A 24,883-nucleotide genomic window follows, 5' to 3' on the forward strand; every position below is an offset into this window, starting at 1 on the left:
ACCGACATCACCAAGCGGCTGGATCCATGACCCAGACCAAGCCACCAACCGCCACTTCGCCGAGCAGCTCGAGCCGGCCTTCCGCAGCACCTGCAAGCAGCCCAAGCCCCACCGCCCAGCTGTTCGACTATCGCCAGGCAGCCAACCCTATCCGCCACGGGCTGACCGAACCGATCCCGGACCAGCGCTGGGGCCCTGAACTGCACGCCAGCGGTCCGACGGCCGTGCTGCCCCTTGATCTGAGCGCGGCTCTCGGCTGCAGCGGCCCGGCTACCAGTCCGGCCCTCTCCGCCAACTTCATTCGTCTGCTGGCCGGGGAGTCGATCGAGGCCAGCGCCAACGCCACCAGCCTCCTGTTTTACGTGCTCCACGGCGAAGGCCGCTGCCACCGGCAGGGCAACGGCATCGCCCCGGCCTTCCGCCAGAGCTGGAGTCAGGGCGATCTGTTCGTGCTGCCGGCCGGAGCCACGCCCCAGCTGGAGGCCACGGCCGAGAGCGTTCTCTACTGGGTGCACGACGCTCCTCTGCTCCGTCATCTGGGTGTGAGCCCCGATCAGGCGCGCTTTGAGGCCACGTACTACCCAGGCAGCTGGCTGCGCCAGGAGCTGGCTCTGCTGGCAGCCGACCCCAGCAGCGCCCGCAGCAACCGGCTGAGCCTGCTGCTGGCCAATACCGCCCTGCCTGCCAGCCGCACGGTCACCCATACCCTCTGGGCCATGTACGGCATGGTGCCGGCCGGAGCCGTCCAGCCACCGCACCGGCATCAATCGGTGGCGCTTGATCTGGTGATCGACTGCGATCCCGGTTGCGCCACCCTCTCGGGCAGCGAGCTCAATGCCGACGGCACCATCCGCAACCCCGTGCGCATGGAGTGGGAACCCGGTGCCGCCTTCGTGACCCCGCCAGGGCAGTGGCATTCCCACGTGAACGAAAGCGGCCGCACTGCCCTGTTGCTGCCCATTCAGGACGCCGGCCTGCACACCTACCTGCGCAGCCTCGACATCCGTTTCAGCTGAGCAGGTGGTTCCGGTTCATTCGATCGAACACACCAGTGCATGGAGCAGGCCAGTGATCGAAGAGCTCGTGGAGCTCGACCGTTCGCCTGTTCCTCAGGCCTCGACTCGTGATGAATCAACACTGCCAAGGCGCTCCCCACCTGCGCAGCACGCTCAGGCCGCGGGGGTGGGCGTAAGCGCCCTCTGGGTGGTGGCCATGAGGTTGGCTTCATAGCGGTCCACGATGGCCCGGAAGTCATCGCCGCTCAGGGTTTCCCGCTCGATCAGCAGCTCCACCAGATCATCAAGCAGGTCACGGCGCGGCTCCAGTTCGGCGACAGCCCGCTCGAGCGCCTCCTGGGAGAGCGCGCGCACCTGAGCATCAATGCGGCGGCCGGTGGTTTCGGCGTAGCTGGGCCGCGTGTGGATCAGATCGCGACCAAGAAACACTTCAGCGGCATCACCTTCAAGTGCGACCGGCCCCAGCGGTGAAAAGCCGTAGCGGGTGACCATCTCGCGGCAGATGCGGGTGGCCATCTGCAGGTCGCCGGAAGCGCCCTGGGTGATTTCGCTGGGGCCGAACACCACCAGCTCAGCGGCGCGACCGCCCATCACGACCACCAGCCGGGCCTGCAGATACGCGCGGCTGATCAACCCGGAATCAATGATGTCCTCATCTGGCATGGTGCGGGCAAAGCCGCCGACGCCGCCGGCCCGCGGCAGCAGGGTCACCTTGTCGAGGCGATCCGCGTGGGGAATGAGGGTGGTGAGCAGGGCGTGCCCCACTTCGTGGTACGCGATCAGGCGCTTCTTGGCGCTGTCGAGCAGGGGAGCCACGGCCAGGCCCATGGTGATGCGCTCCAGGGCATCGCTGAGCGCCTGGTCATCGATGCTGGCTTTCTGGCGGCGTGCGGTGAGGATGGCCGCCTCATTGAGCAGGTTGGCCAGATCCGCCCCGGAGAATCCAGGCGTGCGGGCGGCCCAGGTGGCCATTGACACCTCGTCCGAGAGGGGCCTGCTGCGGGCATGCACAGCCAGGATCGCTTCGCGGCCGCGCCGGTCGGGCAGATCCACGCTGATCTGGCGATCAAAGCGACCGGGCCGGGTGAGGGCCACATCCAGAACATCCGGCCGGTTGGTGGCCGCCAGCAGGATCACGCCGGAGTTTTCCTCGAAGCCATCCATTTCGGTGAGCAGCTGATTGAGGGTCTGCTCCCGTTCGTCATTGCCACCGCCGATGCCCGCTCCACGCTGGCGCCCCACGGCATCAACTTCATCAATGAAGATGATGCAGGGAGCCTTTTCCTTGGCGCGGCGGAACAGGTCGCGGACCCGGCTGGCGCCCACGCCCACGAACAACTCCACGAACTCAGAGGCCGCCATCGAGAAGAAGGGCACACCCGCCTCGCCGGCGATCGCCTTGGCAAGGAGGGTTTTGCCGGTGCCAGGCGGGCCCACCAGCAGAACACCGCGCGGAATCTTGGCGCCGATGGAGGTGAAGCGCTCGGGCTGGCGCAGGAAGCTCACCACCTCCTGCAGTTCTTCCTTGGCCTCGTTGATGCCCGCCACATCCTCGAAGCGCACCGACACCGTGCCTTCGGGCTGGAGGCGCGGCTGGCTGCGCCCGAAGCCGATCGCCTTGTTGGCCACCTGGGAGGAGCGGCGGATCAGCAGCGTGAGACCGCCCACCAGCATCACCACCAGCAGCACATTGACCACCAGGCCAGCGGTGGCATCTTCCTGGCGATCATCACGGACGCTGAGCGGCACCTTGGCCTGTTCGGCGGTGCTGAGCAGCAGGGTGTCGTTGGCGAACACCGGCACCCGCGCTTTGCTGCCATCGGCCATGGTGACCAGGGCTTCCCGCTGGCGCAGCGACAGCTCCACCTCCTTCACCTGGCCGGCCCGCATCAGGGCCAGCAGCTCGCTGTAGGTAGGGGCCGGAGCCTGCTGCACGCCAAAATTGCCGAAGAGTCCAGGCCGAGACTCGGCAGCAGCCGGAGGCAGGGCTGCGGGCGTCGCTTGACCGGGAGCCTGTTCTTGAGCTGCTTTCTCCGTAGGGGTCGGCTCTGCGGTGGAACGTTCTGGAGGGGTCTGGTTGCCGGGAGTAGGACTGGTGCTGGTGGCGGCTGGCCTCGATTCAACGGCAGGAGCCGCTGTGGGATCTGGGGCAACCGACAGGGCAGCGGTGGACCCGCTGGACCAGAGCGGATGCACAGGAGGCGCGCTGCTCACGGGGATTTGCTTCTCCATGGAGCTTAGCGATTTGACGAAAGGCAGGCCGGCAACGGAAAGTAGTTGTTTGGCAGTAGGTAGGGAATGGCTGTTCCCAAGAAGAAAACGTCCAAAGGCAAGCGCAATCAGCGCCACGCGCACTGGAAAGCCAAAGCTGGCGTTGCCGCCAGCAAGGCCCTCTCCCTCGGCAAAGCCGTGCTCAGCGGCCGGGCTCAGGGCTTCGTCTATCCGATCGACGACAGCGCCGAAACCGAAGAGAGCTGAGGACCTGCCAGGCGGGCCTGCTCACCGGTGCCCATCCAACGGAAGCGGCGCCGGCTGTCCAGTAGCCCCACCGCTTCCACAACCTGCTCCTGGCCTGGGTCGGTGCACCAGACCAAGGGATCCTGGTAAAGGGCTGGTGGGAGAGAACACAGACTGGCCCGCACAATCCTTTCCAGGTCGGCCCCACGCAACGCTATGGCTGCCGGGAGTGGATCTTCTGTGGAGCTTCGGAAAGCGGAAGCGCTGATCCAGGCGTCCCCACCCATTGAGCCGCCCAGGCGGCGCTGGCGGGCTTCAGCCTGAAAGCGCCAGCGGCGTGGCCAGCTCCAGTCGAGCGGTCGCAGCACCCACAGCCCATCCAGCTGCGCCCACACCGGCGCGTAGGGCAACAGCGCAGCGTCCCACTGCGGCAGCCAGGCCTGTTCCTCGGGCGTCAACCCCAGTGCCGCCCCACCCCCCAGCCGCTCCAGCCGCCCCGCCAGTGCTGCCTGGCCAATCGCACGGCAACCGATCATCCAGCCCTCCAGCAGCACCACATCGGCCTGCTGGGCGCTCCAACCGCTGCGATCACCACGCCCTTGCCGCAGGCGTTTATCGAAGCGGGGCCAGCGCAGGATCCCTTCCTGGCGCCAGCGTGTGAGCTGGTGGGCGAGCAGGTCCGCGTCATGGCTGCCAGGAGGAACCCGGTCGACACCGAAGGGATTGCCCGCCATGCGGCTGATGCGCTCCTGCCAGGGCCAGTAGAAGTCGTCGATCGAGAGGCTGCTCATGCTGAGGCCCAGCGCCGGTGCCAAGGCGCTCAGCCAGGCACCGAGGCTGGATTTGCCGGCCCCCACCGGGGCGTTGAGGCCGATCAGCAGGCGCTTGCCCTTGGCCACCTCGCGCTGGCAGCGGGTCAGCAGCGGTAACACCAGCGCCCAGCGCGGATCAGGCGGAATGGACAGGGCGTCGGGATGCTGCCGCCAGCGCTCCTGCCAGGCCACAGCATCCGCCACACCGCAGGCCTGCAGCAGGCGGCCGTAGGGAGCCTCAGGCCAGAGCGGGGTGTGCGAGGGCTCTGGAGTGTGCGTCACGAGCCCAGCTTGAACGCCTCTGCCACCACGGCGTAGACGAACCCGAGGCGCAGGTGGTCGCAGATCACCCAGGCCAGGGTGGGTTCGCCGCGCACCTGGTGGCTGCGCACGCGTACCAGCACTTCGAGCAGCACCACCAGCAGAAGCACCACCACCGGCCGCTGCCCGATGGTGACGAGGAAATAGGAGGTGAGGTTGTTACCGCCGAAATACCCGGCCAGCAGGGCGATCAACGACAGGCTGCGGCGTCGCCAGGTGCCACGCACCCCCTGCAGCAGGGCAGCGGCGCTGCGATCGAGCAGGTGCTGAAAGCGGGTGGCCTGAACCGGCGGGGTGCTCATGACGGAACAGCCAGCTGCTCCAGGTAGGAGAGCGTGATCAGGCCGTCAGGGCAAGGTGGGCCTTGCAGCACCGAGGCGTGAGCGCCGCCCTCACCCAGCTGGCTCACAATGGCGGCCGCCCCCTCGAACACAGCGAGCGGTTCCTGGCGTGTGGCTTCGCTGAGGGTCACCAGGGTGCGCAGGCCAGCGGCCGTGGCGGCCCGAGTGCCGTTGCTGGAATCCTCAATTGCCACCACCGCTGCCGCCGGCATCGCCAACTGGCTGAGGGCAAGGGTGTAAGCGTCGGGCGAAGGCTTGAGGGCAGCCACGTCGTCGCCGCACACAAGAAAGGCGAAGGTGGCAGCAGCCCCAGGCAACAGGCGCTCGATCAGTGCCTGCGCGGAAACGCGCCCGCTGGTGGTGACCACCGCCTGGCGAAGGCCGGCGCTGGCGGCGGCCGTGATCAGCCGCTCGACGCCCGGGCGCAGCCGGATCGCCCCGGATGCCATCAGGGCTGTGTAGTGCTGTTGCTTGCGGCGCACCAGGGCATCCAGCAAGGCGGGATCGGGGGGCTCAGGCCCCTGGTCGCTGAGATAGACGCGCAACCGCTCCCGGCCGCCACTGATCGCCAGCAACTGGATGTAGGTGGCCGGATCCCAGTGCCAGGGGAGGCCTTCCTCGGCAAACGCCAGGTTGAAGGCCGGGCGATGACCGTCCAGCTCCGTTTCCGCCAGCGTGCCGTCCACGTCCCAAAGCAGGGCGCCAAGGGAAGGCTTCAGAGGAGCGTCATCCATGGAGGGAGGGTAGGCAAAGGCGCATGAACAGCCAGCACACAGAATGCGAAAGCCGCCTCGACGATGGCCTGTTGTCCCGCCTGCCCGAGCAACGCTGGCAGCTGCCGGCGCCCCTGCCGGCCCCGGAGGCCAGTGACCCGGCAGCCAGGGATACCGCTGCGGCGCTGGCCGCCCTGGGCCTGCCGCCCGAACTGCTGGCCGTGCTGCGCCGGCGGGGCTTTGACAGTGCGGCGGCGATCACCGCCTTGCTGGACCCCCCCGCCGCCCCCGATCCTCAGCAGCATTTCCAGGACCTGGGCGTGGCGGTGGAGCGCCTGGCGCTGGCCTGTGGGCGAAGCGAAGCCGTGGCGATCTGCGGCGACTACGACGCTGACGGCATGACCAGCACGGCCCTGCTTGTGGGCGTGCTGGAGCGGCTGGGCGCCCGGCCGGTGGCGGCGATTCCCAGCCGTCAGGACGATGGCTATGGCCTCAACACGGCGATGGTGGAGCGCCTGGCCGGCGACGGCATCCGCCTGCTGGTGACGGTGGACAACGGCATCGCCGCCGCGGACGCCCTGAACCGGGCTCTGCAGCTGAAGGTGGACGTGATCCTCACCGATCACCACACCATTCCGCCGGAGCCACCGCCTTACCTGGCGCTGCTGCATCCCGCCCGCACCCCCGAAGCCTCGCCCTACCGAGGCCTGGCCGGAGTGGGGCTTGCCTACGTGCTGGCGGTGGCGCTGGCGGAGCGGTTGAAGCGCGCGGATGCCACCGGCATGGCGCTCGACCTGTTCTGCATCGGCACCATCGCGGACATGGCGCCCTTGCACGGGGTGAACCGCCGCTGGCTTCAGGACGGCCTGTGCCGCTTGCAGGGCTCCGCGCTGCCGGGACTGCAGGCCCTGCAGCGGCTGGCTGGACTCGGGGAGCGACCGCTGGATGCCATGGCGGTCGCCTTTCAGATCGCGCCGCGGATCAATGCCGTCGGCCGGCTCGGGGATCCCCAGCTGGTGGTCGACCTGCTGACCACCGCAGATCTGGAGTGCGCCATGGAACTGGCGCAGCAGTGCGAGGCGCTCAACCGGCAGCGCCGCGATCTCTGCGATGCCATCGAAGCGGAGGCGGTGGCACTGGTGGAAGCCGACGGTCCCGAGCGCAGCCCTTTTCTGCTGCTGGCCCAGAGCCATTGGCACCACGGCGTGATTGGCGTGGTGGCGGCCCGGCTGGTGGAACGTTTTGGTGCACCGGTGGCCCTGCTGGCCGGCGAGGGCAACGGGCTGCTGCGGGCTTCGGTACGGGCGCCCAAGGGATTTGCGGTGGATGCGGCGCTGCATGCCTGCCACGACCTGCTTGAACGTCACGGCGGCCACCCCGCCGCCGGTGGTTTCACAGTGCGGGCCGAAAACGTCGCGGCTCTCCACGACGCACTCAGCGCCATCGCCAGCGCCACTGCCAGCCCCCTGGGCAGCGGACTGCTGGTGGAGCCCGAAGCACGGCTGGCGCTCGATCGCATCGATAGACCGTTCTGGCTCTGCCTGCAACGGCTGGAGCCGTTCGGTGCCGGCCACGAAACACCCGTGTTCTGGAGCCAGCAGTGCCGCGTGGTGGAGCAGCGCAGCCTGCGGGGCGGCCATCTGCAGCTGCTGCTGGAGCAGAACGGCATCCGGCAGCGGGCGATCGCCTGGCGCTGGCAAGGAGAAGGAGCGGTGCCGGCCGTGGTGGACGTGGCCTTTCGCCTGCGGCTCAACCACTGGCAGGGCGAGGAGCGCCTGCAGCTTGAAGTGGTGGGCCTGCGCGAGAGCGGTGGGGGCGAGGTGCTGCTGCAGCGCCGCCAGCGCGCCTACTGGTGCCGGGTGGAAGCGGAGGAGTTGCGCATCCGCAATGCCTCAGGCGAAGAAATGGGCGTCCCCCTGCACGAAACGAACGTGCAGGGGGAGAGGCACCCCTACGTCCAGGGGCTGATTGATGAAGCGACCCTGGCCTTGGGCCTGGTGGCCTGAGGGGTGTGTTGGCGCAGGGCGTGGGCCTGCGCCGGACGCGGGGCCAGTGCCAGGGGCAGCAGGCTCAGAGCGCGCCGCGCCGATAGAAAAGGATGAAGATCACGGCCGGGCCGGCCAGGGTGATCAGAGCCAGGGCGAGGAAGTTGGCGATCAGATGGAAATCAATACCCATGGTCCGAAAGCTCGCAAGGAAAGCGCTCTGCGTGGCAGCCTAAGGGTCGTGGTGACGGGCATCCCGGTGGCGACCATGCCACTGTGACGGCTTGTCACAGCAACGCGGGGTGACCTGATGGTCTGCGGAACCCACTGGAGCTGCATCTCTGGGTGTGGAGCCTGCTGTCGCCTCGATCCCGAGGAGCGGAGCGAGGCCCTTGAAGCGCTCAATCCCCGGCAACGGGAGACCTATCTCTCGATGGTGGGCGCTGACGGCTGGTGCCGCCATTTCGACACCGGCTCCCGCCGCTGCAGGATCTACGCCGAGCGGCCCGATTTCTGCCAGGTGAGCCAGCTGGCCAGCCTGTTCGGAGTTCCCGCAGCAGAAAGCGAGGCCTTCGCGATCCGTTGCTGCCAGCAGCAGATCCGCAGCGAATTCGGCGGGCGCAGCAGGGAGTTGCGCCGCTTTGAACGGACCACCCGCCGGGCGCCGGCACCGCTGAACGATCAACCTGGTTCCGTTGCCTCCTGCCCTTCATGAGCGCCACCAACGACCCCGGCACCGGGCCAGCCGCAGATCCTGCGCCCCTGCCGGCCGACGCCCCGGACACAGGCGGAGCCGTCCTGCCGGCCTCGTTTGTGAGCATCCTGTTCACCACCTTCACCACGGTGTTTCTGGCGGAACTGGGCGACAAGACCCAACTGGCCGCCCTCTTGTTATCCGCTCAGTCCGGACGCCCCGGGGTGGTGTTCCTGGGGGCGGCGCTGGCGCTGATCTGCTCCAGCCTGGTGGGGGTGCTGCTCGGCCGCTGGCTGGCCACGGTGCTCCCGCCGCAACGCCTCGAACTGATCGCCGGGGTGCTGATGGTGGCGCTCGGCCTCTGGCTGGGCATCCAGGCAGCTGTGCAACTGCTGCAGGTCCCCGCGGCCGCCGTGCTGCTTCCTTGATCCAGCCGGCTTGGGTTGAACCTTCACCCGGCCTCATCGTCTCGTGACGTTGATCTCCCCTTGGATGAATCGACTGCTTGGTTGATCAATCCCGGCCGATCCACTCCTTGGTGATCCGCTCTCGGTTGATCCACTGCTTGAGTGATCGTCTCCTTGGTTGTTCTTCGCACAGATTCAGTTGGCACGGGTGGAGCGCCCTCCGTTTGAGCGAACACCCCCCCCTGACCAAGCCGCTGTAATCCCGGTCCTCCCGTCCACCCCCTCAATCCGATGCAACTTCCGCTGCTGGCCTCCACCTTTCTCACGGTGTTCGTGGCCGAACTCGGTGACAAAACCCAGCTCACGATCGTGACGATCAGCGGCACCTCCAGCAACACCCTGGCGGTGTTTCTCGGCAGCGCCGGTGCGCTGGTGCTGGCCAGCCTGCTGGGAGCCCTGGCCGGGGGGTCTCTCTCCTCGCTGATCCCGCCGGCCGCCCTGCAGCTGGCCGCCTCGCTCGGGTTTCTGATCATCGGCAGCCGCCTGCTGATCCGGGTGCGGCAGGAGGCTTCGTAAAGTCTTTGCTAAGACGCCAGTTCCCGGGGGCTCCGCTGCACGCCCCGGGAACCGCCATCCCTTTCCCCGTTCCTGGCTCCAACCCTGTCTCTCCCCGCTGCTCCGATGAAGTTTTCGGTCGCTGACCTGCTCGACCACCTGCCCGAATCCGATGTTCTGCCGGTCGAGCAGCTCGAGAAGGCGCTCGGTCTGAGCCTCACGCCCGACAAGCAACACCTCCGCATCGCCCTGGCAGGCCTTGAAAAAGTGGGGCTGCTGGAGGCGAACGAGGCCGGCATCTCACGACGCGCCGACGACAGCCTGATCGAGGCCCGGCTGCGCTGTTCCAGCAAGGGGTTCTGCTTCGCCCTGCGCGAAGACGGAGGCGATGACATCTACATCCGCGACCACCAGCTCAATCACGCCTGGAACGGCGACCGCGTGCTGGTGCGGATCACGCGGGAGGGCGGGCGCCGTCGCTCCCCGGAGGGCGGGGTGCAATGCATCCTCGAGCGGGCCACTGCCAGCCTGCTGGCTCAGGTGGAGCAACAGGACGACCGGCTGGTGGCCGTGCCCCTCGACGACCGGCTGCTGACCACCGTGGCCCTGCCAGCAGACGATGCCGTCTACCTCGACCCCGCGGCCGAATCGGTGGTGGAGATTCGGCTCGATCGCTACCCGGTGGCCCAGTTCCCTCCCCAGGGCCATGTGGCCCGGCGTCTGCCGATCAAAGGGGGCGAGGAGGCAGACCTGGATCTGCTGCTCACCAAACATGGCCTGCGCGAACGGGCCAGCGCCCCCCGCGCCAACCTGCGCAGCCCCAACGACAAGGGCCGCACCGACCTCACCGGCCTGCCCACCCTGCTGCTGCGGCCCTGGCAGGGAGCGGAGGCGCCGGAACTGCCGGCCCTCTCCCTGGAGGAAAGCGACGAAGGCCTGCGGGTGTGGATCCACAGCCCCGCCGTGGCCGAGCGGATCACGCCCGGCAGCGCCACCGACCAGTGGCTGCGCCAGCAGAGTTCGGCCTACTGCCTCGGCAAGCGCTGGTTGCCGCTGCTGAGCCCGGCGCTCGCCAAGGCCACTGCCTTCCGGACCGGCGAATCCGCCGCCGCCGTTTCGGTGGCCCTGACGATCACGCCGGAAGGGCAGCTGAGCCACTACCGCTTCGCCCTCACCACCATCCGCCCCGATGCCGAAGTGGATGCCGCTGCCCTGGAGGCCTTGGCGGACCGCAAGCCGAAGGCCCGCACGGTGCCCGCCTCGCTCAAGGCGCTCAAAACCGTTCTGCCCGACCTGGAACGCCTGATGGCGGTGGGTCGTGGGCTGCAGGAGCAGCGGCTGGCGGCCGGCTCTGTCGATCTCGATCTGCCCTTCCCCCCGCTGGAGGTGCTCGGTGATCTGCGCACACCCGAACCCGATGAGTGCCACCGCGGCTGGATGATCGCCCTTCCCGCCACCCAGCCTCTGGCCCTGCTGCGGGAAGTGGTGCTGCTGGCGGGCCGCGCCCTGGGTCATCACCTGCAGGCACTGCAGCTGCCGGCTCTGTTCGCGGTGCAGGCGGCGCCCGATCCGGCGGAAATCAACGAAGTGGCCAAGGCCGCCCTGGCCCTCGATGTCCCCCTTGACCTGGACGACGAGGGCAATGCCCCCGCTCCCGGCGTGCTGGCCACGATCTTCGCCGCCAGCGAACGCCGCCGCGGCTTGCAGCACCAGCTCAGCGAGGTACTCAGGCCCGTGCAGATCAGCCTGGAGCCGGGGCCCAACCTGCTCGCCGGCGAAACGCAGGCCTACGCCCCCTGGTGCCTGGCCACCTCCTCCTACGCCGATCTGTGGAACCAGCAGGTGCTGGTGCTGCTGCTCACCGAGGGCAAGGATCGCCCCAGCGTGCGCCATAAAACCCGGGTCGACCTGGCCTCCGATGCCTGCCACGGCCAGATCGACTGGCCGCTGCTGCCACCGAGCCAGATGGCCGAGCTGCAGCAATCCCGCAGCGTGTCCCTGCTGCAGCGCCTCAATGGCCGGGCTCGCTTCGTCGCCGACCTCCAGGGCGACCTGCTGGCGATGGCCCAGGCCCGCGCTGCCGAACCCCTGGTGGGCGAGACACTCACCGGTGTGATCAGCGGCGTGCAGAGCTACGGCTTCTTCGTGGAAATCCCTCCGTCCCTGGTGGAAGGGCTGGTGCACGTGAGCTCGCTCAAGGACGACTGGTACGAATACCGCTCCCGCCAGAACCGGCTGGTGGGGCGCAAGAACCGCCGCACCTACATGCTGGGGGACGCCGTTGAGGTGACCATCCTCAAGGTGGACGCCCTGCGCCATCAGATCGATCTGGCGGCGATCCTGCCCGACGACGACGGCAGCGGCAGTGAGCTGGGCGGTGCAGGCCACTTCAGCGGTGATACCGGCGCTGAAGATGGCGCGGGCCCCGACGGTCAGGACGGCATCGACGCCGAGACCGACACGGAGGCCTGAGCGATGGACCCGGTGGTTCTGGCGGTCTCCGGCGCGTCCGCCATGCCGCTGGCGGAGCGGGCCCTGCAGCTGCTGCTGCAGGCGGGCCAGCCCGTGGAGCTGATCGTCAGCCGCGGCGCCATCACCGTCTGGCTGGCGGAGCAGGGCCTGCGAATTCCCGTCGAGCCTGAGGCCCAGACGGCGTTCTGGCTGCAGCGCACGGGCTGTGCCGATGGGCCGCTGCGCTGCCACCGCTGGAACGATCAGACGGCGGCGATCGCCAGCGGCAGCTTCCGCACCCGCGGCATGGTGATCCTGCCGGCCAGCATGGGCACGGTCGGACGGATCAGCAGCGGTGTCGCGCTGGACCTGGTGGAGCGGGTCGCCGATGTACACCTCAAGGAGGGCCGGCCACTCGTGATCGCACCGCGGGAGATGCCATGGAACCTGGTGCACCTGCGCAACCTCACCCAGCTGGCGGAGGCCGGTGCCCGCATCGCTCCGCCGATTCCCGCCTGGTACCAGCAGCCCCGCTCCCTGGAGGACATGGTGGATTTCCTGGTGATCCGGGTGTTCGATTCGCTGGGGTTCGAGCTCGGTGAGCTGCGCCGGTGGCAGGGTCCGGTCGAGCTGGCGCTCCCCACCTGAGACCCTCCGTGCTGCAACGCCTGCTGCTGCTGCCACTGCTCGCCCCGTTGCTGGCAGTGCTGCTGGTGGGTGCCTTAAACCCGCGGCCAGCCACCAGCCTGCGGCTGCTGATCTGGACCTCACCGGCGCTGCCGATCGGTCTGTGGATCGCCGCAGCGGCCGGTGGTGGCGCCGCCCTGAGTGCGGGTGCCACGGCGCTGGCGCTCAAGGGTCAGTCCCGGGTCGTCGTTCAGCGGCAACGCAGGGGTCTGGAGCCGCCAGCCCAGCAGGAACCATGGGACCTGCCCCGCAGCGAGCCGTCGCGGCGCCGCGACGCACCCGTTGAGGGGTCCGGGCGCGGGCGCCCGTTCGACGCAGCAGCGGCCGGCCCTGTTCGCGCCGCTGGAGACCCTGCCCCCACCGTGGCCGTCCCGTTTCGGGTGATCCGCCGCGCTGATCCAGGAATGGGCGCTGCCGGAGCTTCTGCTGCAGCCACCGCAGGAGATGCCGGTGCGGATGGCTGGGAGGCGCCACCAAGCGACGACTGGTGAACCAGCCGGACGGCACCGCCCCTAAAGTTCCCAGACCTGAACTCCAGATCCCCGTGCCGGTGAGCGAACCCAACGGAGCCGCCCCCACGCCATCTGCCGTGGGAGCCGCGGATAAGCCGGCCGCCAAAGCCAAGCCCCCGGCAGTGGAGGACAAGCCGTTTGCCGAGTTCGTGCCGGAGATCTTCCTGCCGGCACTGGCCAAGGAAATGCAGGCCTACGGCGGGCCCTCGCCGGAGCTGAGCTTTGAGCAGGCGCCGATGCCCGTTGTGGGTAGCGACTGCTGGGTGGTGAAAGGGTGCATGCCCCGGGGCCGGCGGTTCTGGCTGTGTTTCACCACCACCGACATCCACGGCCCCAAAACCTTCAGCCTGGCCGAATCCGGTAGCGAACCCACCTTGCTGGAGTCGTTCCTGATCGATGAGCGCAAAGCCACCCTGCCCCTGCTGGTGTCCAGGGTTGTGTCACGGCTCAACGGGCAGAAGTGGCTCGGGCCCAACTGAGGCCAGCGCACCGGGCCCGGCCGGTACCTCAAGCACGCCGCCCCATCGGAGACACAGCGTTGAGCCTCTATCCCGGCTCGATCTGTTGGAGCGTCACAACTGGGCCCCTTCGGCTCGGATGGCCCTTACGATGCCTGCATCGCCTGCCTCGACGCCAGAATGGTGCCTCCCACCGCCGCACCCAGCGCTCCCGTCGCCGCTTCGAACGACCACGCACCGGCCTTCAAGGATCCGGTCAAGGACACGATCCTCACCCCGCGGTTCTACACCACAGATTTCGACGCCATGGCGGCGATGGATCTGCGGCCCAACGAAGTGGAGCTGGAGGCGATCTGCGAAGAGTTCCGCAAGGACTACAACCGCCACCACTTCGTTCGTAACGGCGAATTCGACGGCGCCGCTGACAAGCTCGATCCCGACACCCGCCGTGTGTTCGTCGAGTTTCTCGAGCAGAGCTGCACGTCGGAGTTTTCCGGCTTCCTGCTCTACAAGGAGCTGAGCCGCCGCATCAAAGCCAAGAACCCGCTTCTGGCCGAATGCTTCGCCCACATGGCCAGGGATGAGGCCCGCCATGCCGGCTTCCTCAACAAGGCCATGGGCGACTTCGGGCTCCAGCTCGATCTGGGCTTTCTCACAGCCAGTAAGTCATACACCTTCTTCAAGCCCAAGTTCATCTTCTACGCCACCTACCTCTCGGAGAAGATCGGCTACTGGCGCTACATCGCCATCTACCGCCACCTCGAGAAGAACCCTGACAGCAAGATCTTCCCGATCTTCAACTTCTTCGAAAACTGGTGCCAGGACGAAAATCGCCATGGCGACTTCTTCGACGCTCTGATGAAGGCCCAGCCGGACACCGTGCGTGGCCTGCAGGCGCGACTCTGGTGCCGTTTCTTCCTGCTGGCGGTTTTCGCCACCATGTACGTCCGTGACGTGGCCCGCAAGGAGTTCTACGAAGCCCTTGGCCTTGATGCCCGCGCCTACGACAAGTACGTGATCGCCAAGACCAACGAAACCTCCGCCCGAGTGTTCCCCGTGGTGCTCAACGTGGAGCACCCACGTTTCTATGAGCGGCTGGAGCGGATCGTGGGCAACAACCAGGCCCTCAGCGCCGCCGATGCCTCCGCCGCCATCGCTCCGCTCAAGGTGCTGCGCAAGCTGCCCTTCTGGGCCGCCAACGGCCTCGAAATGGCGAAGCTGTTCTTCATGGCTCCGATTCGCAGCGAGGCCTTCCAGCCGGCTGTGCGCTGATCCTCAGCCGTTTGAAGTGCCTGGCCAGGGGCCTACCCAACCCAGCAAATCTCTGGGGGGGTTCCCTGGCAGCGAAGCTCCTGAGGCATCCCGTGCCTGCTGCCTCGCCGTTAGCCTGAGCCACCAAGATCAGGCCGACTTCCTTGGTTGCTTCCACTGCTCGCCCCTTGCTGGCGCTCGAAGGTTTTGACCTCAGCTGGCGTCAACGCCTGGAGCCGTTGCTGGCTGCAGGACGCGCCGCTGGAGCCAGCCTGGTGGAGGTTTTCCTGGAGAGCACTGACCACATCGGCTTGCTGGCTGAGCAGGACCGCATCACCAGCGTGAGCCCGGCCTTCGGCCGCGGCGCTGGTGTGCGCGTGTTCCGCGGCGAGCGCGATGGCTTTGTCTCCACCAACGACCTCAGTGAGCGGGGCCTGATGGTGGCGCTGGAGCAGGCCCTGGGCATGCTGGGCCTCACGGTCAACAGCAACGGCATCAGCGGCTTCGACGGGCTGCCCGACCTGCGCGACTACGCCCTCGCCAAGGGCGACTGGCTGGTTGCCTGCCCGACCCTGGCGGAAAGCACCGACCGGCTGCTGGAGGGCACCGCCCTGCTGGAACAGCACGGCCAGCACCTGCAGGCACGCCGCGGCAGCTACGCCCGCGACTGGCAGGAGGTGATGGTGGCCGCCAGCGATGGCACCTTCGCCCGCGACATCCGGTTGCACCAGTCGGTGGGGCTCACGGCCCTGGCCGCCGACGGGGAGCACCGGGCCAGCCAGGGCCGCCGTTATGGCAGCACCGACCGCCCGGACGATCTGCGCCAGTGGGATGCCCAGACGGCCGCCGTCGACCTGTGTGCCAGCACCCAGGCCATGCTGCATGCCGAGTATGTGGAAGCGGGCACCTACCCCGTGGTGCTTGCCAACCGCTTCGGCGGTGTGATCTTCCATGAGGCCTGCGGGCACCTGCTGGAAACCACCCAGGTGGAGCGGGGCACCACCCCCTTTGCCGATCGGATCGATGCTCCGATCGCCCACAGCGCCGTGACGGCGATCGACGAGGGGCTCAGCGACGGCGCCTTCGGCAGCCTGTCGATGGACGACGAGGGCATGGCGCCCCAACGCACGGTGCTGATCGAGAACGGGGTGCTCAAGCGTTTCCTCTCCGACCGCGCCGGTGAACTGCGCACCGGCCACCCCCGCACCGGCAGCGGCCGGCGCCAGAGCCACGCCTTCGCGGCCGCCAGCCGCATGCGCAACACCTACATCGCCGCCGGGCCGCACACCCCGGAGCAGCTGATCGAATCGGTCGATCGGGGCTTGTACTGCAAATCGATGGGTGGCGGCAGCGTGGGCCCCACCGGCCAGTTCAACTTTGCGGTGGAGGAGGGCTATCTGATCGAGAACGGTCGCCTCGGCAAGCCCGTGAAAGGAGCCACCTTGATCGGTGAAGCCAAAGAGGTGATGCCCCGGCTCTCGATGTGCGCCAATGATCTGGAGCTGGCAGCCGGCTTCTGCGGTTCGGTGAGCGGCAGCATCTTCGTCACCGTGGGGCAGCCGCACATCAAGGTGGATGCCATCACCGTGGGAGGCCGCTGATCATGAGCACCACCACAGCGGGAACCACCTTGGGCCTCGACGCCCACGCCCTCAGTGAGCAGCTCAGCGGCCTGGCCCAGGGCCTGGGCATCGAGCGCTGGGATCTGGGCGCCGCCTGCAGCACCGACACCTCCGTGCAGGTGGACCGCGGCGAAGCCAAGCAGCTCAAGGGGGCCCAGCGCAGCGCCATCACCGTGCGGGTCTGGAACGGGGATGGCCTTGTGGGCATCACCAGCACCTCCGACCTCTCCCCCGCCGGCCTGGCCCGTGCCCTCAGCGGTGCCCGCGATGCCAGCGCCTACGGCAACGCCGACGACATCCCGGCCTTCTCGCCGCTGGCCACGGCCCCGCTCGAACCGCTTGATCAGCCCCTGGTGGAGCCGCGCGGCATCCTCGAGCTGCTGGACACCCTGCGGGAAGCGGAGCGCGACCTGCTCGGCCGCCATGCCGCCATCACCACCGTTCCTTACAACGGCCTGGCCCAGCGCAGCAGCGAGCGCCTTTACCTCAACAGTGCCGGCGCCTGCCGCGAGCAGAAGCTCACCACCGCCAGCCTTTACCTCTATGCCCGCGGCGAAGAGGAGGGCCGCAAACCCCGCAGCAGTGGCGCCGTGCGTCTGGCTTACGGCCTGCAGCAGCTGGATGTGGCCGGCTGCATCGCTGAAGCGGCCGAGCGCACCATCGCCCATCTCGATTACGCCCCGATCCAGACAGGGCATTACACCTGCATCTTTTCGCCGGAAGCCTTCCTCGACCTGATCGGCGCCTTCAGCAGCCTGTTCAATGCCCGGGCCGTGCTCGACGGCGTCAGCCTCAGCAACCGCGACGCGCTCGGCAGCACCCTGGCGGTGCCGTTTCTCTCCATCCACGACAACGGCCTGCATCCCGGCAATGTGGGCGCCTCGAACTTCGATGGCGAAGGCACACCCGTGCGGCGCCTGGCCCTGGTGGAAGGGGGCGTGCTGCGCCACTTCCTGCATTCCGAAGCCACGGCGCGAGCCTTCGGGGTGGAGCCCACCGGCCATGCGGGCCTGGGCGCCAAGGTGTCGGTGGGGCCGCATTGGTTCGAGGTGGGGCCAAGCGCCGGTTCCTCCGGCGGCGCCAGCGGCCTGAATCGCCACACTGCCGACGGCGTGGTGTGGATCGATTCGCTCTCGGCACTGCACGCCGGTGTGAAGGCGAGCCAGGGATCGTTCTCACTGCCGTTTGATGGCTGGCTGATCCGCAACGGCGAAGCGCGCTCGATCGAAGCGGCCACCGTGGCCGGTGACATCCGGGCTGTGCTCAAGGGCATCCTCGGCTTTGAAGGGGAGGCCAAGCTCACCCCCGATGGCCTCTGCCCGCACGTGTGGGTGGAAGGCCTGTCCGTGACCGGCGACGCCTGAACGGCACCGGCCCCGTTTGATCCACCCGCCCACGTCCCTGTGAAGATCCTGTTCTGGGGCACGCCGGCCTACGCCGTGCCCAGCCTTGAGGCGTTGGTGGCTGCCGGCCACGCAGTCGTGGGAGTGGTCAGCCAGCCCGACCGGCGACGTGGCCGGGGGGCGGCGGCCCAGCCATCGGCGGTGAAGGCCCGGGCCCTGGAGCTGGGGCTGCCGGTGTTCACTCCCACCCGTATCCGCCGCGAACCGGAGGTGCAGCAGCAGCTGGCAGCCCTCGGCGCCGACCTTTCGGTGGTAGTGGCCTTCGGCCAGTTGCTGCCGCCCGAGGTGCTGCAGCAACCGCCGCTGGGCTGTTGGAACGGCCACGGTTCCCTGCTGCCCCGCTGGCGCGGGGCCGGGCCGATCCAGTGGTGCCTGATGGAAGGCGACGCGCAGACGGGGGTGGGGATCATGGCGATGGAAGCCGGCCTCGACACGGGTCCGGTGCTGCTGGAAGGTCGTCTGCCGATCGGCCTGCTCGACAACGCCCAGCAGCTGGCAGCCCGGCTCAGTGCGCTCACCGCCACCCTGCTGGTGGAAGCGATGCCGAGGATCGAGGCCGCCGGCCCTGGTCCCGAACCGGAGCGCTGGCAGCGGCTGGGGCTGCGGCCCCAGGGCGACGACGGCGTGCGCTTGGCGCGGTTGTTGCGCAAGGAGGACTTCGCGGTGGATTGGAGCCGTTCGGCGCTGGCGATCCACCGCCAGGTGATGGGCTTGTACCCCGGCGCCACCACCACGCTGGCGGGCAAGCGGCTCAAGCTGCTCGCCACCGAGCCGCTGGTGGCCAGGCTGGCGGAGCAACTGAGCGCCGACGTCCGGGCGCTGTCCACCGGCGTGGCTGAGCAGCAAGGGAGACCCGGTGAGGTGCTGGCTCTGCTGCCAGGCGTGGGGCTGGTGCTGGGCACCGGCGGCTGCCCGCTGCTGCTGCGCAGTGCCCAGCTGGAGGGCAAACAGGCGGCCAGCGGCCAGCCCCTGCTCCAGCAGCTGGGCCTGCAAGCGGGTGACCGGCTGGGTGAGAAGGGGGCAGGGTCTGCTCCAGAGGGGTCGCTCGGCGGGAGCTGAGCGCGGTTCCGCTGGTGCTCAGGCCAGGCGCCTTTCGATCTGGTGCTCAGGCCGGGCGCCTTTCCATACAGTGACGCCACGAGCGGACAGGACAGGCGCGATGGAGGGAGCCGGAGCGGCGGTGAATGCGCAGGAACCGGCAGCAGCGATGGAGAACGGGGGCCGCAGTGATCCGCTGCTGTGGGCCCTGGATCATGCGCAGGCACCTTTGCGGGTGGGCACCTGGCTGAAGGTGGAGGCCGATCAGGCCGCGGTGTTCGCCGTGGGGAATCAACTGGCCGATGTGCTCCTCACAGGCCGCCATCAGCTGCGGCGCCAGTCGCTGCCGAAGCTGGCGGGGTTGATCGACCTGCCGGGGCAGGAAGGCAGCTTCTTCAATGCCCAGATCCACGTGGTGGACCTGCGCCACTTCACGGCCCTGCCCTGGGGTGAGAGACGTGCGCAGCCGATGGTCGCCACTGCGCTCCGTCCGGTGGCTCCCTCGCCGGAGACCTTCAGCGCCTCCGGGCTCTGCGCGATCCAGTGCCTGGACCCGCTGCTGGTGCTACGTACCGTGGGCGCCCGCCAGCTGATCGAGGGCCCGTCACGGCCGGCTGCACCGGTGACTGAGCTGCTGGCCCCGCACCTGCTTGGCATCTCCAGCCAGCTGCGGCAGGTGATCCACGATGGCGTCCGTGGCCCAGCGCGGGAGGAGCCATCGTTGGCCATGCTGGCCAGCGACACGGGGGAGAGGTGCCGCAGCAGCTTTGCAGCTGTCGGACTGGCGCTCAGCGATGTGAGCATCGAGAGCCTCACCCTGCCGGCACGGAAGCCGAGCGGAGAACTACCGGCCTCGTTGGAAGCACTGATGAGCCTGTTCCGGCCGGCACCACCGCCACCACCACCGGCCTGAGCCGGTTGACTGGGCTGCAGGCTTGAGCGGAGGGTCAGGGACGACGGGTACGAGCCCGCGCCGGGGCGGCGGCAGATCCGGAGCCCGGCGCCGGCCGGCGGGAGCGGGTGGGGGGACGATCAGGCCGGCCACCGCCACCTCCGCCGGAGCGGCGTCCACCCTTGCCCCGCCCACCGCTGAGATCCAGCGGCGGGGCCGAGAGGATGGTGGGCTCAAACCCGGCGATCTCCAGCCGCGGCAGTGGGTTGCCGATCATCCGCTCGATCGCCCGCAGCAGCTCATGCTCCTCGGCGGCCACCAGGGAGATGGCATGGCCACTCTGGCCGGCACGGCCCGTGCGGCCGATCCGGTGCACGTAGTCCTCGGCCACGTTGGGCAGATCGAGGTTCACCACATGGGGCAACTGCTCGATGTCGAGGCCGCGGGCAGCCAGATCGGTGGCCACCAGCACACGCAGCTCGCCGCTCTTGAAGGTGGCCAGCGCCCGGGTGCGAGCGCCCTGACTCTTGTTGCCATGGATGGCCATGGCCGTGAGGCCCTCCTGGTTGAGGCGATCGGCCAGGCGGTTCGCACCGTGCTTGGTGCGCGAGAACACCAGCACCTGCCGCCAATCGCCCTGGCGCACCAGATGGGTAAGCAGATCAGCCTTGCGGGCCATGTCGCAGGGATGCATCACCTGCTCCACCAGCGGAGCGGCCCTGTTCTCGGGCGTGGCCTGCAGCTGCACCGGGTTGTGCAGCAACCCCTGAGCCAATTTGCGGATCGAGGGGTTGAAGGTGGCGGAGAACAGCAGGTTCTGCCGCTTCGGCGGCAGCAAGGCCAGGATCTTCTGGATGTCGCGGATGAAGCCCATGTCGAGCATGCGATCGGCTTCATCAAGCACGAGGATTTCGAGCCGGTCGAAGCGGATGGCGTTCTGCTGATAGAGGTCCATCAGTCGCCCCGGAGTGGCCACCAGCACGTCGGCGCCACGGCGCAGGCGCTGCATCTGCGGGTTGATCTTCACCCCGCCGAACACCACATCGCTGCGCAGATCGAGATAGCGCCCATAGACCTGCACGCTTTCCGCCACCTGGGCCGCCAGCTCGCGCGTGGGCGTGAGCACCAGGGAGCGCACCTGGTTGTTGCGGGCGTGGGGGCCGTGCTGAAGCCGCTCCAGCATCGGCAGGGTGAAACCGGCGGTCTTGCCGGTGCCTGTCTGGGCAGCCGCCATCACATCGTGGCCAGCGAGCACCGCTGGAATTGACTGCAGCTGGATCGGCGACGGCACCGTGTATCCCTTGGCCGCGATCGCCTTGAGCAGCGGCTCCGAGAGACCAAGCGAATCAAAGGAGACGCCGGCATCGGGAAGGTCCGTCAGCACAGGCCGCTGCTGCGGTGCCTGCTCCTCTGCCTGGAGGCGACGGATGGGTGGCGTGCGGCGACCGCCGCTGGGTTGCTCCTGTCCCGGAGCTGGGTGGGTCAGAAGGGTGATCGGAGCGGCTCGCATGGTGCCCCAAGCCTAGAGGGAGCCACCAAGCACGCCCGAGGGTGGAGAGGCTTTGGGGTTGAGGGCCTCAGAGCGGCTGGTGGCATCGGAACCGTTGCGCCAGATGAGGAGAGCGACAATGACGCCATGACGGCGAGCGGCAGGGACAAGCGAACGCAGGAGGATGACCAACTGCCAATTCGCCGTGCCGCCCAGTTGTGCCGGCTGACAAACGGATGGGAGGCGCACAGCGTCGGGATGCCGTACAACAGCGGTCAGCTCAGCTGCAGGCAGGAACAATCTGGTGGCCAACCACATCGAGCAGCCAAGTCCTGAGCCAAGGCACGGGTGATCTCAGCGGCTTGAAAGGCGGTAGCCGATCCCACGGATCGTTTCGATGCGGCGGGAATCGATTTTGCGACGGAGATAACCGATGTAGACATCCACAATGTTGGACTGGGGATCGTGGCCATAGCCCCAGACATGGTCGAGAATCTGCTCGCGGCTGTGGATGGCCAGCGGGTTGCTGAGCAACAACTCCAACAAACGGAACTCACGATCCGTGAGGTCGATAGGGTCGGGAAAACTCTCGAGGAACACCTGGCGTTCCCGCAGGTTCATGGTGATGCCGCAGTGCTGAAGCTCAAGCGTCTGCGCATTCGGAGCCTGAGCCAGGCGGGTAGAGGACGTGCGCAGACGGGCACGGATACGCGCCAGCAGTTCATCAAAGCGAAAGGGTTTGGTGATGTAATCATCAGCGCCAGCGTCCAGGCTGGCCACCTTGGTGCTGAGATCATCGCGGGCGGTGAGAACAATCACCGGTGTTTCTATGCCCTGACCCCGCATCGCCTCGAGAACATTGGTGCCATCAAGGCCCGGAAGGCCGAGGTCCAGCAATAACAGATCGATGGGGGAGGCAGAAAGGATGTCGACCACGCCATCACCCGATGGCGTGTGCACCACGTCGTAGCCCTGAGCACGCAATCCCTTTTCAATGAAGCGAGAGATGCGTGGCTCGTCTTCGGCGATCAGGATGCAGGCCATGGCTCAGGGGAAAAGTCGCGCAGCAGCACAGGTTGCCGTGCGGGAAAGATCAATGTGAAGGTCGTGCCGCGGTTTGGCTGGCTGAGGAGTTCAATCCGGCCGTGGTGGGCATTCACGATAGCCCTCACGATCGACAGACCAAGACCCGAATGATGCTCAGCTTGGGTGCGGCTTCTGCCCTTGAAGAAGCGTTTGAACACCTGCGGCTGGATGCGCTCAGGGATTCCCTCACCGCTGTCTGAGACCCAGAGGCGGATGGATCCATCGGCAGCGAGGGAGGAGCCCAGCTCAATGCGATCAGATTCACTGGTGTGCTGGGTGGCGTTGAGTGCAAGGTTCATCATGCACTGGGTGAGGCGTTGTTCATCGGCCTCCATGATTGTCTGGGCCGTGCATGCCAACGACCAGCGGCGCGGGGCGAGAATCCTGGCCTTCTGGTAGATGTCCTGGGTGAAGCGATTCACATCAAGGTCACTGAGCACCAGGAATTCAGGGCGTTGGGATTGGGCCAGCAGTGAAAGCTCTGCAACCAGCCTGGCGATCCGGTCCACTTCATCCAGCACCAGGCGTACCGTTTCACGGCGAGCCTCCTCATCATCGTCCTGAAGAAGCAGCTCGATATTGCCCCTGATCACTGTGATTGGTGTGCGCAATTCATGCCCAGCATCTTGGATGAATTCCTTCTGGGAAATGATTAAGGCTTCCAGGCGGTCCATCATGGCATTGAAGCTGAGGGTGATGTCACCCAGTTCGCCTCTGCCGGTAACGGGCAAACGCTGTTTGAGATTCGTGGCCGTGATCGAACGCGTGGTGCTGGCCAGCAGCTGGAGGGGAGCCAGCACCGCCTTGGAAAGAATCCAGAGAAACAACAGCGACGTGATCAGAATGCCAACAACAATCTGAACCAAGATGGAGGTGAAATCGCCAACCTCAGCAAGTTCGCCGGCAGTGGTACGTGCCGCCACGAACACAGCTTGCACCCGGCCATCCACTTCAACCGGAACGGCCGAATACAGAATGGTTCCCACCTCTGGATCAGCTTCATCCACCTTGCCTGAAGCAAGCTTTGTGGTGGCTTCCCACTGCCGCATCAAGACAGATCCCGGCCGCATGGGGTGAGGCAGAGCCACTGGGCTCGAGCGCTGAAACTCTCCATTGATGATCAAGATGAAGAAGGTGTCGTCTTCCGGAAGGATCTTCGTAAGAAAACTCTTCATGTGCCCGGCAAGCTCAGGACTGGAAGGAGCCGCTTCGGCGGTAAGCAATGGCCGCATGTAGTGCTCGAAGTCTTGAATGCTCTCGCCCAGGCTGGTTTGCTCACGCTGATGCAGCTCAAGCAGCAGCAGATGCTTACTGAGCGGCACCGTCAGACCAATCAGCACAGACAGCATCACGGCATAGAACACCAACAGCCGCGTGCGAACCTCACCAAAGAACCCCGCTTGCGGCATGTGACCTTCCAACGTGTACGGAATTGAGCAGTAAAGGTAAGGCAGCACCGCTGCTGGAAGCGATGCTTTCGCACTGGCGTTGAGCCTGGACTGACGCTGGCACACACAGCTGAAACAGCCCCGTTCAGAGCACTGATCAAAGCGTGAGCAGTGAATGCAGGAAGAAACCCGCCAGGCCAACAGCCTGACGGGTGATCATCACGATCGATGAGGTCAGATGAAATCGAAGGTCGGCACGTAATCGAACTTGAAGTCGTTTCCGGGATCAAAGCCACCGAAGTACCCCTGCAGCAGCATGCTTCCAGAGGAGCCAGCAAACGAGAGCTGGGTGCCCTGGGACGTGGTGCTGATGTTGATCGACGCTTCGGAAAGGCCCAGTGAGGCCGCGAAGTGGATCTGGTCTCCCTGAACGCGGCTGAAGTCGATCACCGTATCGCCAGCGCCGAAGATGAAGACATCACCCCCTGCGCCACCCGTGAGCCTGTCATTTTGCAGGCCGCCGTCGATCAGGTCATCGCCGGCACCACCAACCAGCTGGTCGGCGCCGCCGCCGCCCCAGAGCAGATCATTGCCGGCATCGCCGTTGAGGCGATCGGCACCGGCGCCACCATCGATGATGTCGTTGCCATCACCACCGAAAACGATGTCGTTTCCGCCAAGGGAACGGATCGCATCATTGCCATCCAGGCCGTTCATGGTGTCGCCGGCAGCGGTGCCCGTGAGCACGTCGTCGCCGGCTGTTCCGGTGAGTTGTGGCAATGGCGGCGTGACCGAACCAGTGGTGGGGAGATAGCCACCCGTGTTGTTGAAGGGAACGAGGCTGGCTGCCGTGAGCGGCTGATCAGAAACCAGAATTTTCTCCAGCTGCAAGCCGGCATAGGCGCCACCCACACCAACAGCAGGCGATTCGGAAATATAGAAGAAGTCGGCACCATTCTTCGATTGATCTGGATCCACATCCAATGCATTCGCACTGGAGACTCCAAAGGTGGTCACCTGTCCAGCGGCGGTGGTGACAGTCAGACCGATGACGGCACCAGCACCACCGATCAGAGCACCGGTCTGGGCGTTGAAGCTGGCGGGAGCAAAGGTGATCCGCACCGTATCGGTGGCACTGAACCAGACACGCCCTACTTCGACGCTGGTTGTGGAAGCATTGGAATCAAATTGAAGGGCTTCGCCGAGACGATCACCACTAACAGTGAGGGTTGTCATGTCGAGTTCTCAAGTAGGAGGAACACTCAACAAAGTTATCGGCCTATCTACCCGATGACGCAACAATGA

General features: G+C 66.9%; 24 protein-coding genes. 15 read left to right on the forward strand and 9 right to left on the reverse strand.

Annotated elements, in window-relative coordinates:
• Positions 1-26 precede the first annotated feature (26 nt).
• Positions 27-1,016 carry a cupin gene (locus tag CJZ80_RS03550; RefSeq protein WP_233132771.1) on the forward strand — a complete coding sequence of 330 codons (990 nt, stop codon included), beginning with the start codon at positions 27-29 and terminating at the stop codon, positions 1,014-1,016.
• A gap of 153 nt (positions 1,017-1,169) precedes the next feature.
• Here CJZ80_RS03550 and ftsH read toward each other — a convergent pair whose 3' ends face one another.
• Complete coding sequence (ftsH, locus tag CJZ80_RS03555; RefSeq protein WP_255374102.1) at positions 1,170-2,951, reverse strand: ATP-dependent zinc metalloprotease FtsH; 1,782 nt, start codon at positions 2,949-2,951, stop codon at positions 1,170-1,172.
• 363 nt (positions 2,952-3,314) lie between these two features.
• On the opposite strand from ftsH, the gene rpmF reads away from it, so the two are divergent.
• Entirely contained in the window at positions 3,315-3,494 is a 180-nt protein-coding gene (gene rpmF, locus CJZ80_RS03560) for a 50S ribosomal protein L32 (protein WP_094510684.1), read from the forward strand.
• On the opposite strand, the gene CJZ80_RS03565 is transcribed toward rpmF, so the two are convergent.
• Genes CJZ80_RS03565 through CJZ80_RS03575 form a run of 3 tightly spaced genes read right to left on the reverse strand, consistent with a single transcriptional unit; the run spans position 3,455 to position 5,681 of the window.
• Positions 3,455-4,567 carry a hypothetical protein gene (locus CJZ80_RS03565; RefSeq protein WP_094510685.1) on the reverse strand — a complete coding sequence of 371 codons (1,113 nt, stop codon included), beginning with the start codon at positions 4,565-4,567 and terminating at the stop codon, positions 3,455-3,457. The genes rpmF and CJZ80_RS03565 overlap by 40 nt on opposite strands.
• On the reverse strand, positions 4,564-4,908 hold the full coding sequence (locus tag CJZ80_RS03570) for a DUF565 domain-containing protein (RefSeq protein WP_094510686.1): 345 nt from the start codon (positions 4,906-4,908) through the stop codon (positions 4,564-4,566). Before CJZ80_RS03570 ends, CJZ80_RS03565 begins: the two co-directional genes overlap by 4 nt.
• Entirely contained in the window at positions 4,905-5,681 is a 777-nt protein-coding gene (locus tag CJZ80_RS03575; RefSeq protein WP_094510687.1) for an HAD-IA family hydrolase, read from the reverse strand. The genes CJZ80_RS03570 and CJZ80_RS03575 overlap by 4 nt, the downstream gene beginning before the upstream one ends.
• Before the next feature lie 23 nt (positions 5,682-5,704).
• On the opposite strand from CJZ80_RS03575, the gene recJ reads away from it, so the two are divergent.
• Positions 5,705-7,666 (forward strand): single-stranded-DNA-specific exonuclease RecJ, encoded by a 1,962-nt coding sequence (gene recJ / locus CJZ80_RS03580; RefSeq protein ID WP_094510688.1) that lies wholly within the window; start codon positions 5,705-5,707, stop codon positions 7,664-7,666.
• Between the two features lie 64 nt (positions 7,667-7,730).
• On the opposite strand, the gene psb30 is transcribed toward recJ, so the two are convergent.
• On the reverse strand, positions 7,731-7,838 hold the full coding sequence (gene psb30 / locus CJZ80_RS03585) for a photosystem II reaction center protein Ycf12/Psb30 (RefSeq protein ID WP_094510689.1): 108 nt from the start codon (positions 7,836-7,838) through the stop codon (positions 7,731-7,733).
• Between the two features lie 117 nt (positions 7,839-7,955).
• Between psb30 and CJZ80_RS03590 the strand changes: the two genes are divergently transcribed.
• The 12 genes from CJZ80_RS03590 to CJZ80_RS03645 all read left to right on the forward strand — a co-directional run bounded on the left by CJZ80_RS03590 (position 7,956) and on the right by CJZ80_RS03645 (position 19,636).
• On the forward strand, positions 7,956-8,360 hold the full coding sequence (locus tag CJZ80_RS03590; protein WP_094510690.1) for a YkgJ family cysteine cluster protein: 405 nt from the start codon (positions 7,956-7,958) through the stop codon (positions 8,358-8,360).
• The gene (locus CJZ80_RS03595) at positions 8,357-8,767 is read left to right on the forward strand and encodes a TMEM165/GDT1 family protein (RefSeq protein WP_094510691.1); all 411 of its coding nucleotides are present in this window, start codon (positions 8,357-8,359) and stop codon (positions 8,765-8,767) included. The genes CJZ80_RS03590 and CJZ80_RS03595 overlap by 4 nt, the downstream gene beginning before the upstream one ends.
• Before the next feature lie 270 nt (positions 8,768-9,037).
• Positions 9,038-9,322 (forward strand): TMEM165/GDT1 family protein, encoded by a 285-nt coding sequence (locus tag CJZ80_RS03600; protein ID WP_094510692.1) that lies wholly within the window; start codon positions 9,038-9,040, stop codon positions 9,320-9,322.
• Positions 9,323-9,427: 105 nt separating this feature from the next.
• Positions 9,428-11,773, forward strand: coding sequence for an RNB domain-containing ribonuclease (locus CJZ80_RS03605; RefSeq protein ID WP_094510693.1), 2,346 nt, complete (start codon positions 9,428-9,430; stop codon positions 11,771-11,773).
• Positions 11,774-11,776: 3 nt separating this feature from the next.
• Positions 11,777-12,400, forward strand: coding sequence for a flavin prenyltransferase UbiX (locus CJZ80_RS03610; protein ID WP_094510694.1), 624 nt, complete (start codon positions 11,777-11,779; stop codon positions 12,398-12,400).
• An 8-nt stretch (positions 12,401-12,408) separates the two neighbouring features.
• Positions 12,409-12,930: a hypothetical protein gene (locus CJZ80_RS03615; RefSeq protein ID WP_233132772.1), complete on the forward strand. Its 522-nt coding sequence runs from the start codon at positions 12,409-12,411 to the stop codon at positions 12,928-12,930.
• Between the two features lie 59 nt (positions 12,931-12,989).
• Positions 12,990-13,430, forward strand: a complete 441-nt coding sequence (locus tag CJZ80_RS03620) for a DUF2996 domain-containing protein (RefSeq protein WP_198948222.1) — start codon at positions 12,990-12,992, stop codon at positions 13,428-13,430.
• Between the two features lie 159 nt (positions 13,431-13,589).
• A complete protein-coding gene (gene acsF, locus CJZ80_RS03625; protein WP_094510695.1) occupies positions 13,590-14,681 on the forward strand; it encodes a magnesium-protoporphyrin IX monomethyl ester (oxidative) cyclase in 1,092 nt (363 codons plus the stop codon).
• A gap of 143 nt (positions 14,682-14,824) precedes the next feature.
• Positions 14,825-16,261 carry a TldD/PmbA family protein gene (locus CJZ80_RS03630; RefSeq protein WP_369802985.1) on the forward strand — a complete coding sequence of 479 codons (1,437 nt, stop codon included), beginning with the start codon at positions 14,825-14,827 and terminating at the stop codon, positions 16,259-16,261.
• Positions 16,262-16,263: 2 nt separating this feature from the next.
• Entirely contained in the window at positions 16,264-17,646 is a 1,383-nt protein-coding gene (locus CJZ80_RS03635; protein ID WP_094510696.1) for a TldD/PmbA family protein, read from the forward strand.
• A gap of 39 nt (positions 17,647-17,685) precedes the next feature.
• On the forward strand, positions 17,686-18,744 hold the full coding sequence (gene fmt, locus CJZ80_RS03640) for a methionyl-tRNA formyltransferase (RefSeq protein ID WP_094510697.1): 1,059 nt from the start codon (positions 17,686-17,688) through the stop codon (positions 18,742-18,744).
• A gap of 100 nt (positions 18,745-18,844) precedes the next feature.
• Positions 18,845-19,636 (forward strand): SPFH domain-containing protein, encoded by a 792-nt coding sequence (locus CJZ80_RS03645; protein ID WP_094510698.1) that lies wholly within the window; start codon positions 18,845-18,847, stop codon positions 19,634-19,636.
• Between the two features lie 34 nt (positions 19,637-19,670).
• On the opposite strand, the gene CJZ80_RS03650 is transcribed toward CJZ80_RS03645, so the two are convergent.
• From CJZ80_RS03650 to CJZ80_RS03665, 4 genes are all read right to left on the reverse strand, one after another.
• Positions 19,671-21,125, reverse strand: coding sequence for a DEAD/DEAH box helicase (locus tag CJZ80_RS03650; protein ID WP_233132773.1), 1,455 nt, complete (start codon positions 21,123-21,125; stop codon positions 19,671-19,673).
• 333 nt (positions 21,126-21,458) lie between these two features.
• A complete protein-coding gene (locus CJZ80_RS03655; protein ID WP_094510699.1) occupies positions 21,459-22,148 on the reverse strand; it encodes a response regulator transcription factor in 690 nt (229 codons plus the stop codon).
• On the reverse strand, positions 22,133-23,647 hold the full coding sequence (locus CJZ80_RS03660) for a cell wall metabolism sensor histidine kinase WalK (RefSeq protein ID WP_144036898.1): 1,515 nt from the start codon (positions 23,645-23,647) through the stop codon (positions 22,133-22,135). Before CJZ80_RS03660 ends, CJZ80_RS03655 begins: the two co-directional genes overlap by 16 nt.
• Before the next feature lie 165 nt (positions 23,648-23,812).
• Positions 23,813-24,814: a calcium-binding protein gene (locus CJZ80_RS03665; RefSeq protein ID WP_094510701.1), complete on the reverse strand. Its 1,002-nt coding sequence runs from the start codon at positions 24,812-24,814 to the stop codon at positions 23,813-23,815.
• Positions 24,815-24,883 lie beyond the last annotated feature (69 nt).

It is taken from the genome of Synechococcus sp. MW101C3 (assembly GCF_002252635.1).
GTDB lineage: Bacteria > Cyanobacteriota > Cyanobacteriia > PCC-6307 > Cyanobiaceae > MW101C3.

What these genes read in the sequence shown, in the direction of transcription:
- CJZ80_RS03550 (WP_233132771.1), top strand. Translation starts at nt 27, where the DNA reads ATGACCCAGACCAAGCCACCAACCGCCACTTCGCCGAGCAGCTCGAGC.
- rpmF (WP_094510684.1), top strand. Translation starts at nt 3,315, where the DNA reads ATGGCTGTTCCCAAGAAGAAAACGTCCAAAGGCAAGCGCAATCAGCGC.
- CJZ80_RS03570 (WP_094510686.1), bottom strand. Translation starts at nt 4,908, where the DNA reads ATGAGCACCCCGCCGGTTCAGGCCACCCGCTTTCAGCACCTGCTCGAT.
- CJZ80_RS03575 (WP_094510687.1), bottom strand. Translation starts at nt 5,681, where the DNA reads ATGGATGACGCTCCTCTGAAGCCTTCCCTTGGCGCCCTGCTTTGGGAC.
- recJ (WP_094510688.1), top strand. Translation starts at nt 5,705, where the DNA reads ATGAACAGCCAGCACACAGAATGCGAAAGCCGCCTCGACGATGGCCTG.
- psb30 (WP_094510689.1), bottom strand. Translation starts at nt 7,838, where the DNA reads ATGGGTATTGATTTCCATCTGATCGCCAACTTCCTCGCCCTGGCTCTG.
- CJZ80_RS03590 (WP_094510690.1), top strand. Translation starts at nt 7,956, where the DNA reads ATGGTCTGCGGAACCCACTGGAGCTGCATCTCTGGGTGTGGAGCCTGC.
- CJZ80_RS03595 (WP_094510691.1), top strand. Translation starts at nt 8,357, where the DNA reads ATGAGCGCCACCAACGACCCCGGCACCGGGCCAGCCGCAGATCCTGCG.
- CJZ80_RS03600 (WP_094510692.1), top strand. Translation starts at nt 9,038, where the DNA reads ATGCAACTTCCGCTGCTGGCCTCCACCTTTCTCACGGTGTTCGTGGCC.
- CJZ80_RS03605 (WP_094510693.1), top strand. Translation starts at nt 9,428, where the DNA reads ATGAAGTTTTCGGTCGCTGACCTGCTCGACCACCTGCCCGAATCCGAT.
- CJZ80_RS03610 (WP_094510694.1), top strand. Translation starts at nt 11,777, where the DNA reads ATGGACCCGGTGGTTCTGGCGGTCTCCGGCGCGTCCGCCATGCCGCTG.
- acsF (WP_094510695.1), top strand. Translation starts at nt 13,590, where the DNA reads ATGGTGCCTCCCACCGCCGCACCCAGCGCTCCCGTCGCCGCTTCGAAC.
- CJZ80_RS03635 (WP_094510696.1), top strand. Translation starts at nt 16,264, where the DNA reads ATGAGCACCACCACAGCGGGAACCACCTTGGGCCTCGACGCCCACGCC.
- CJZ80_RS03645 (WP_094510698.1), top strand. Translation starts at nt 18,845, where the DNA reads ATGGAGGGAGCCGGAGCGGCGGTGAATGCGCAGGAACCGGCAGCAGCG.
- CJZ80_RS03650 (WP_233132773.1), bottom strand. Translation starts at nt 21,125, where the DNA reads ATGCGAGCCGCTCCGATCACCCTTCTGACCCACCCAGCTCCGGGACAG.
- CJZ80_RS03655 (WP_094510699.1), bottom strand. Translation starts at nt 22,148, where the DNA reads ATGGCCTGCATCCTGATCGCCGAAGACGAGCCACGCATCTCTCGCTTC.
- CJZ80_RS03665 (WP_094510701.1), bottom strand. Translation starts at nt 24,814, where the DNA reads ATGACAACCCTCACTGTTAGTGGTGATCGTCTCGGCGAAGCCCTTCAA.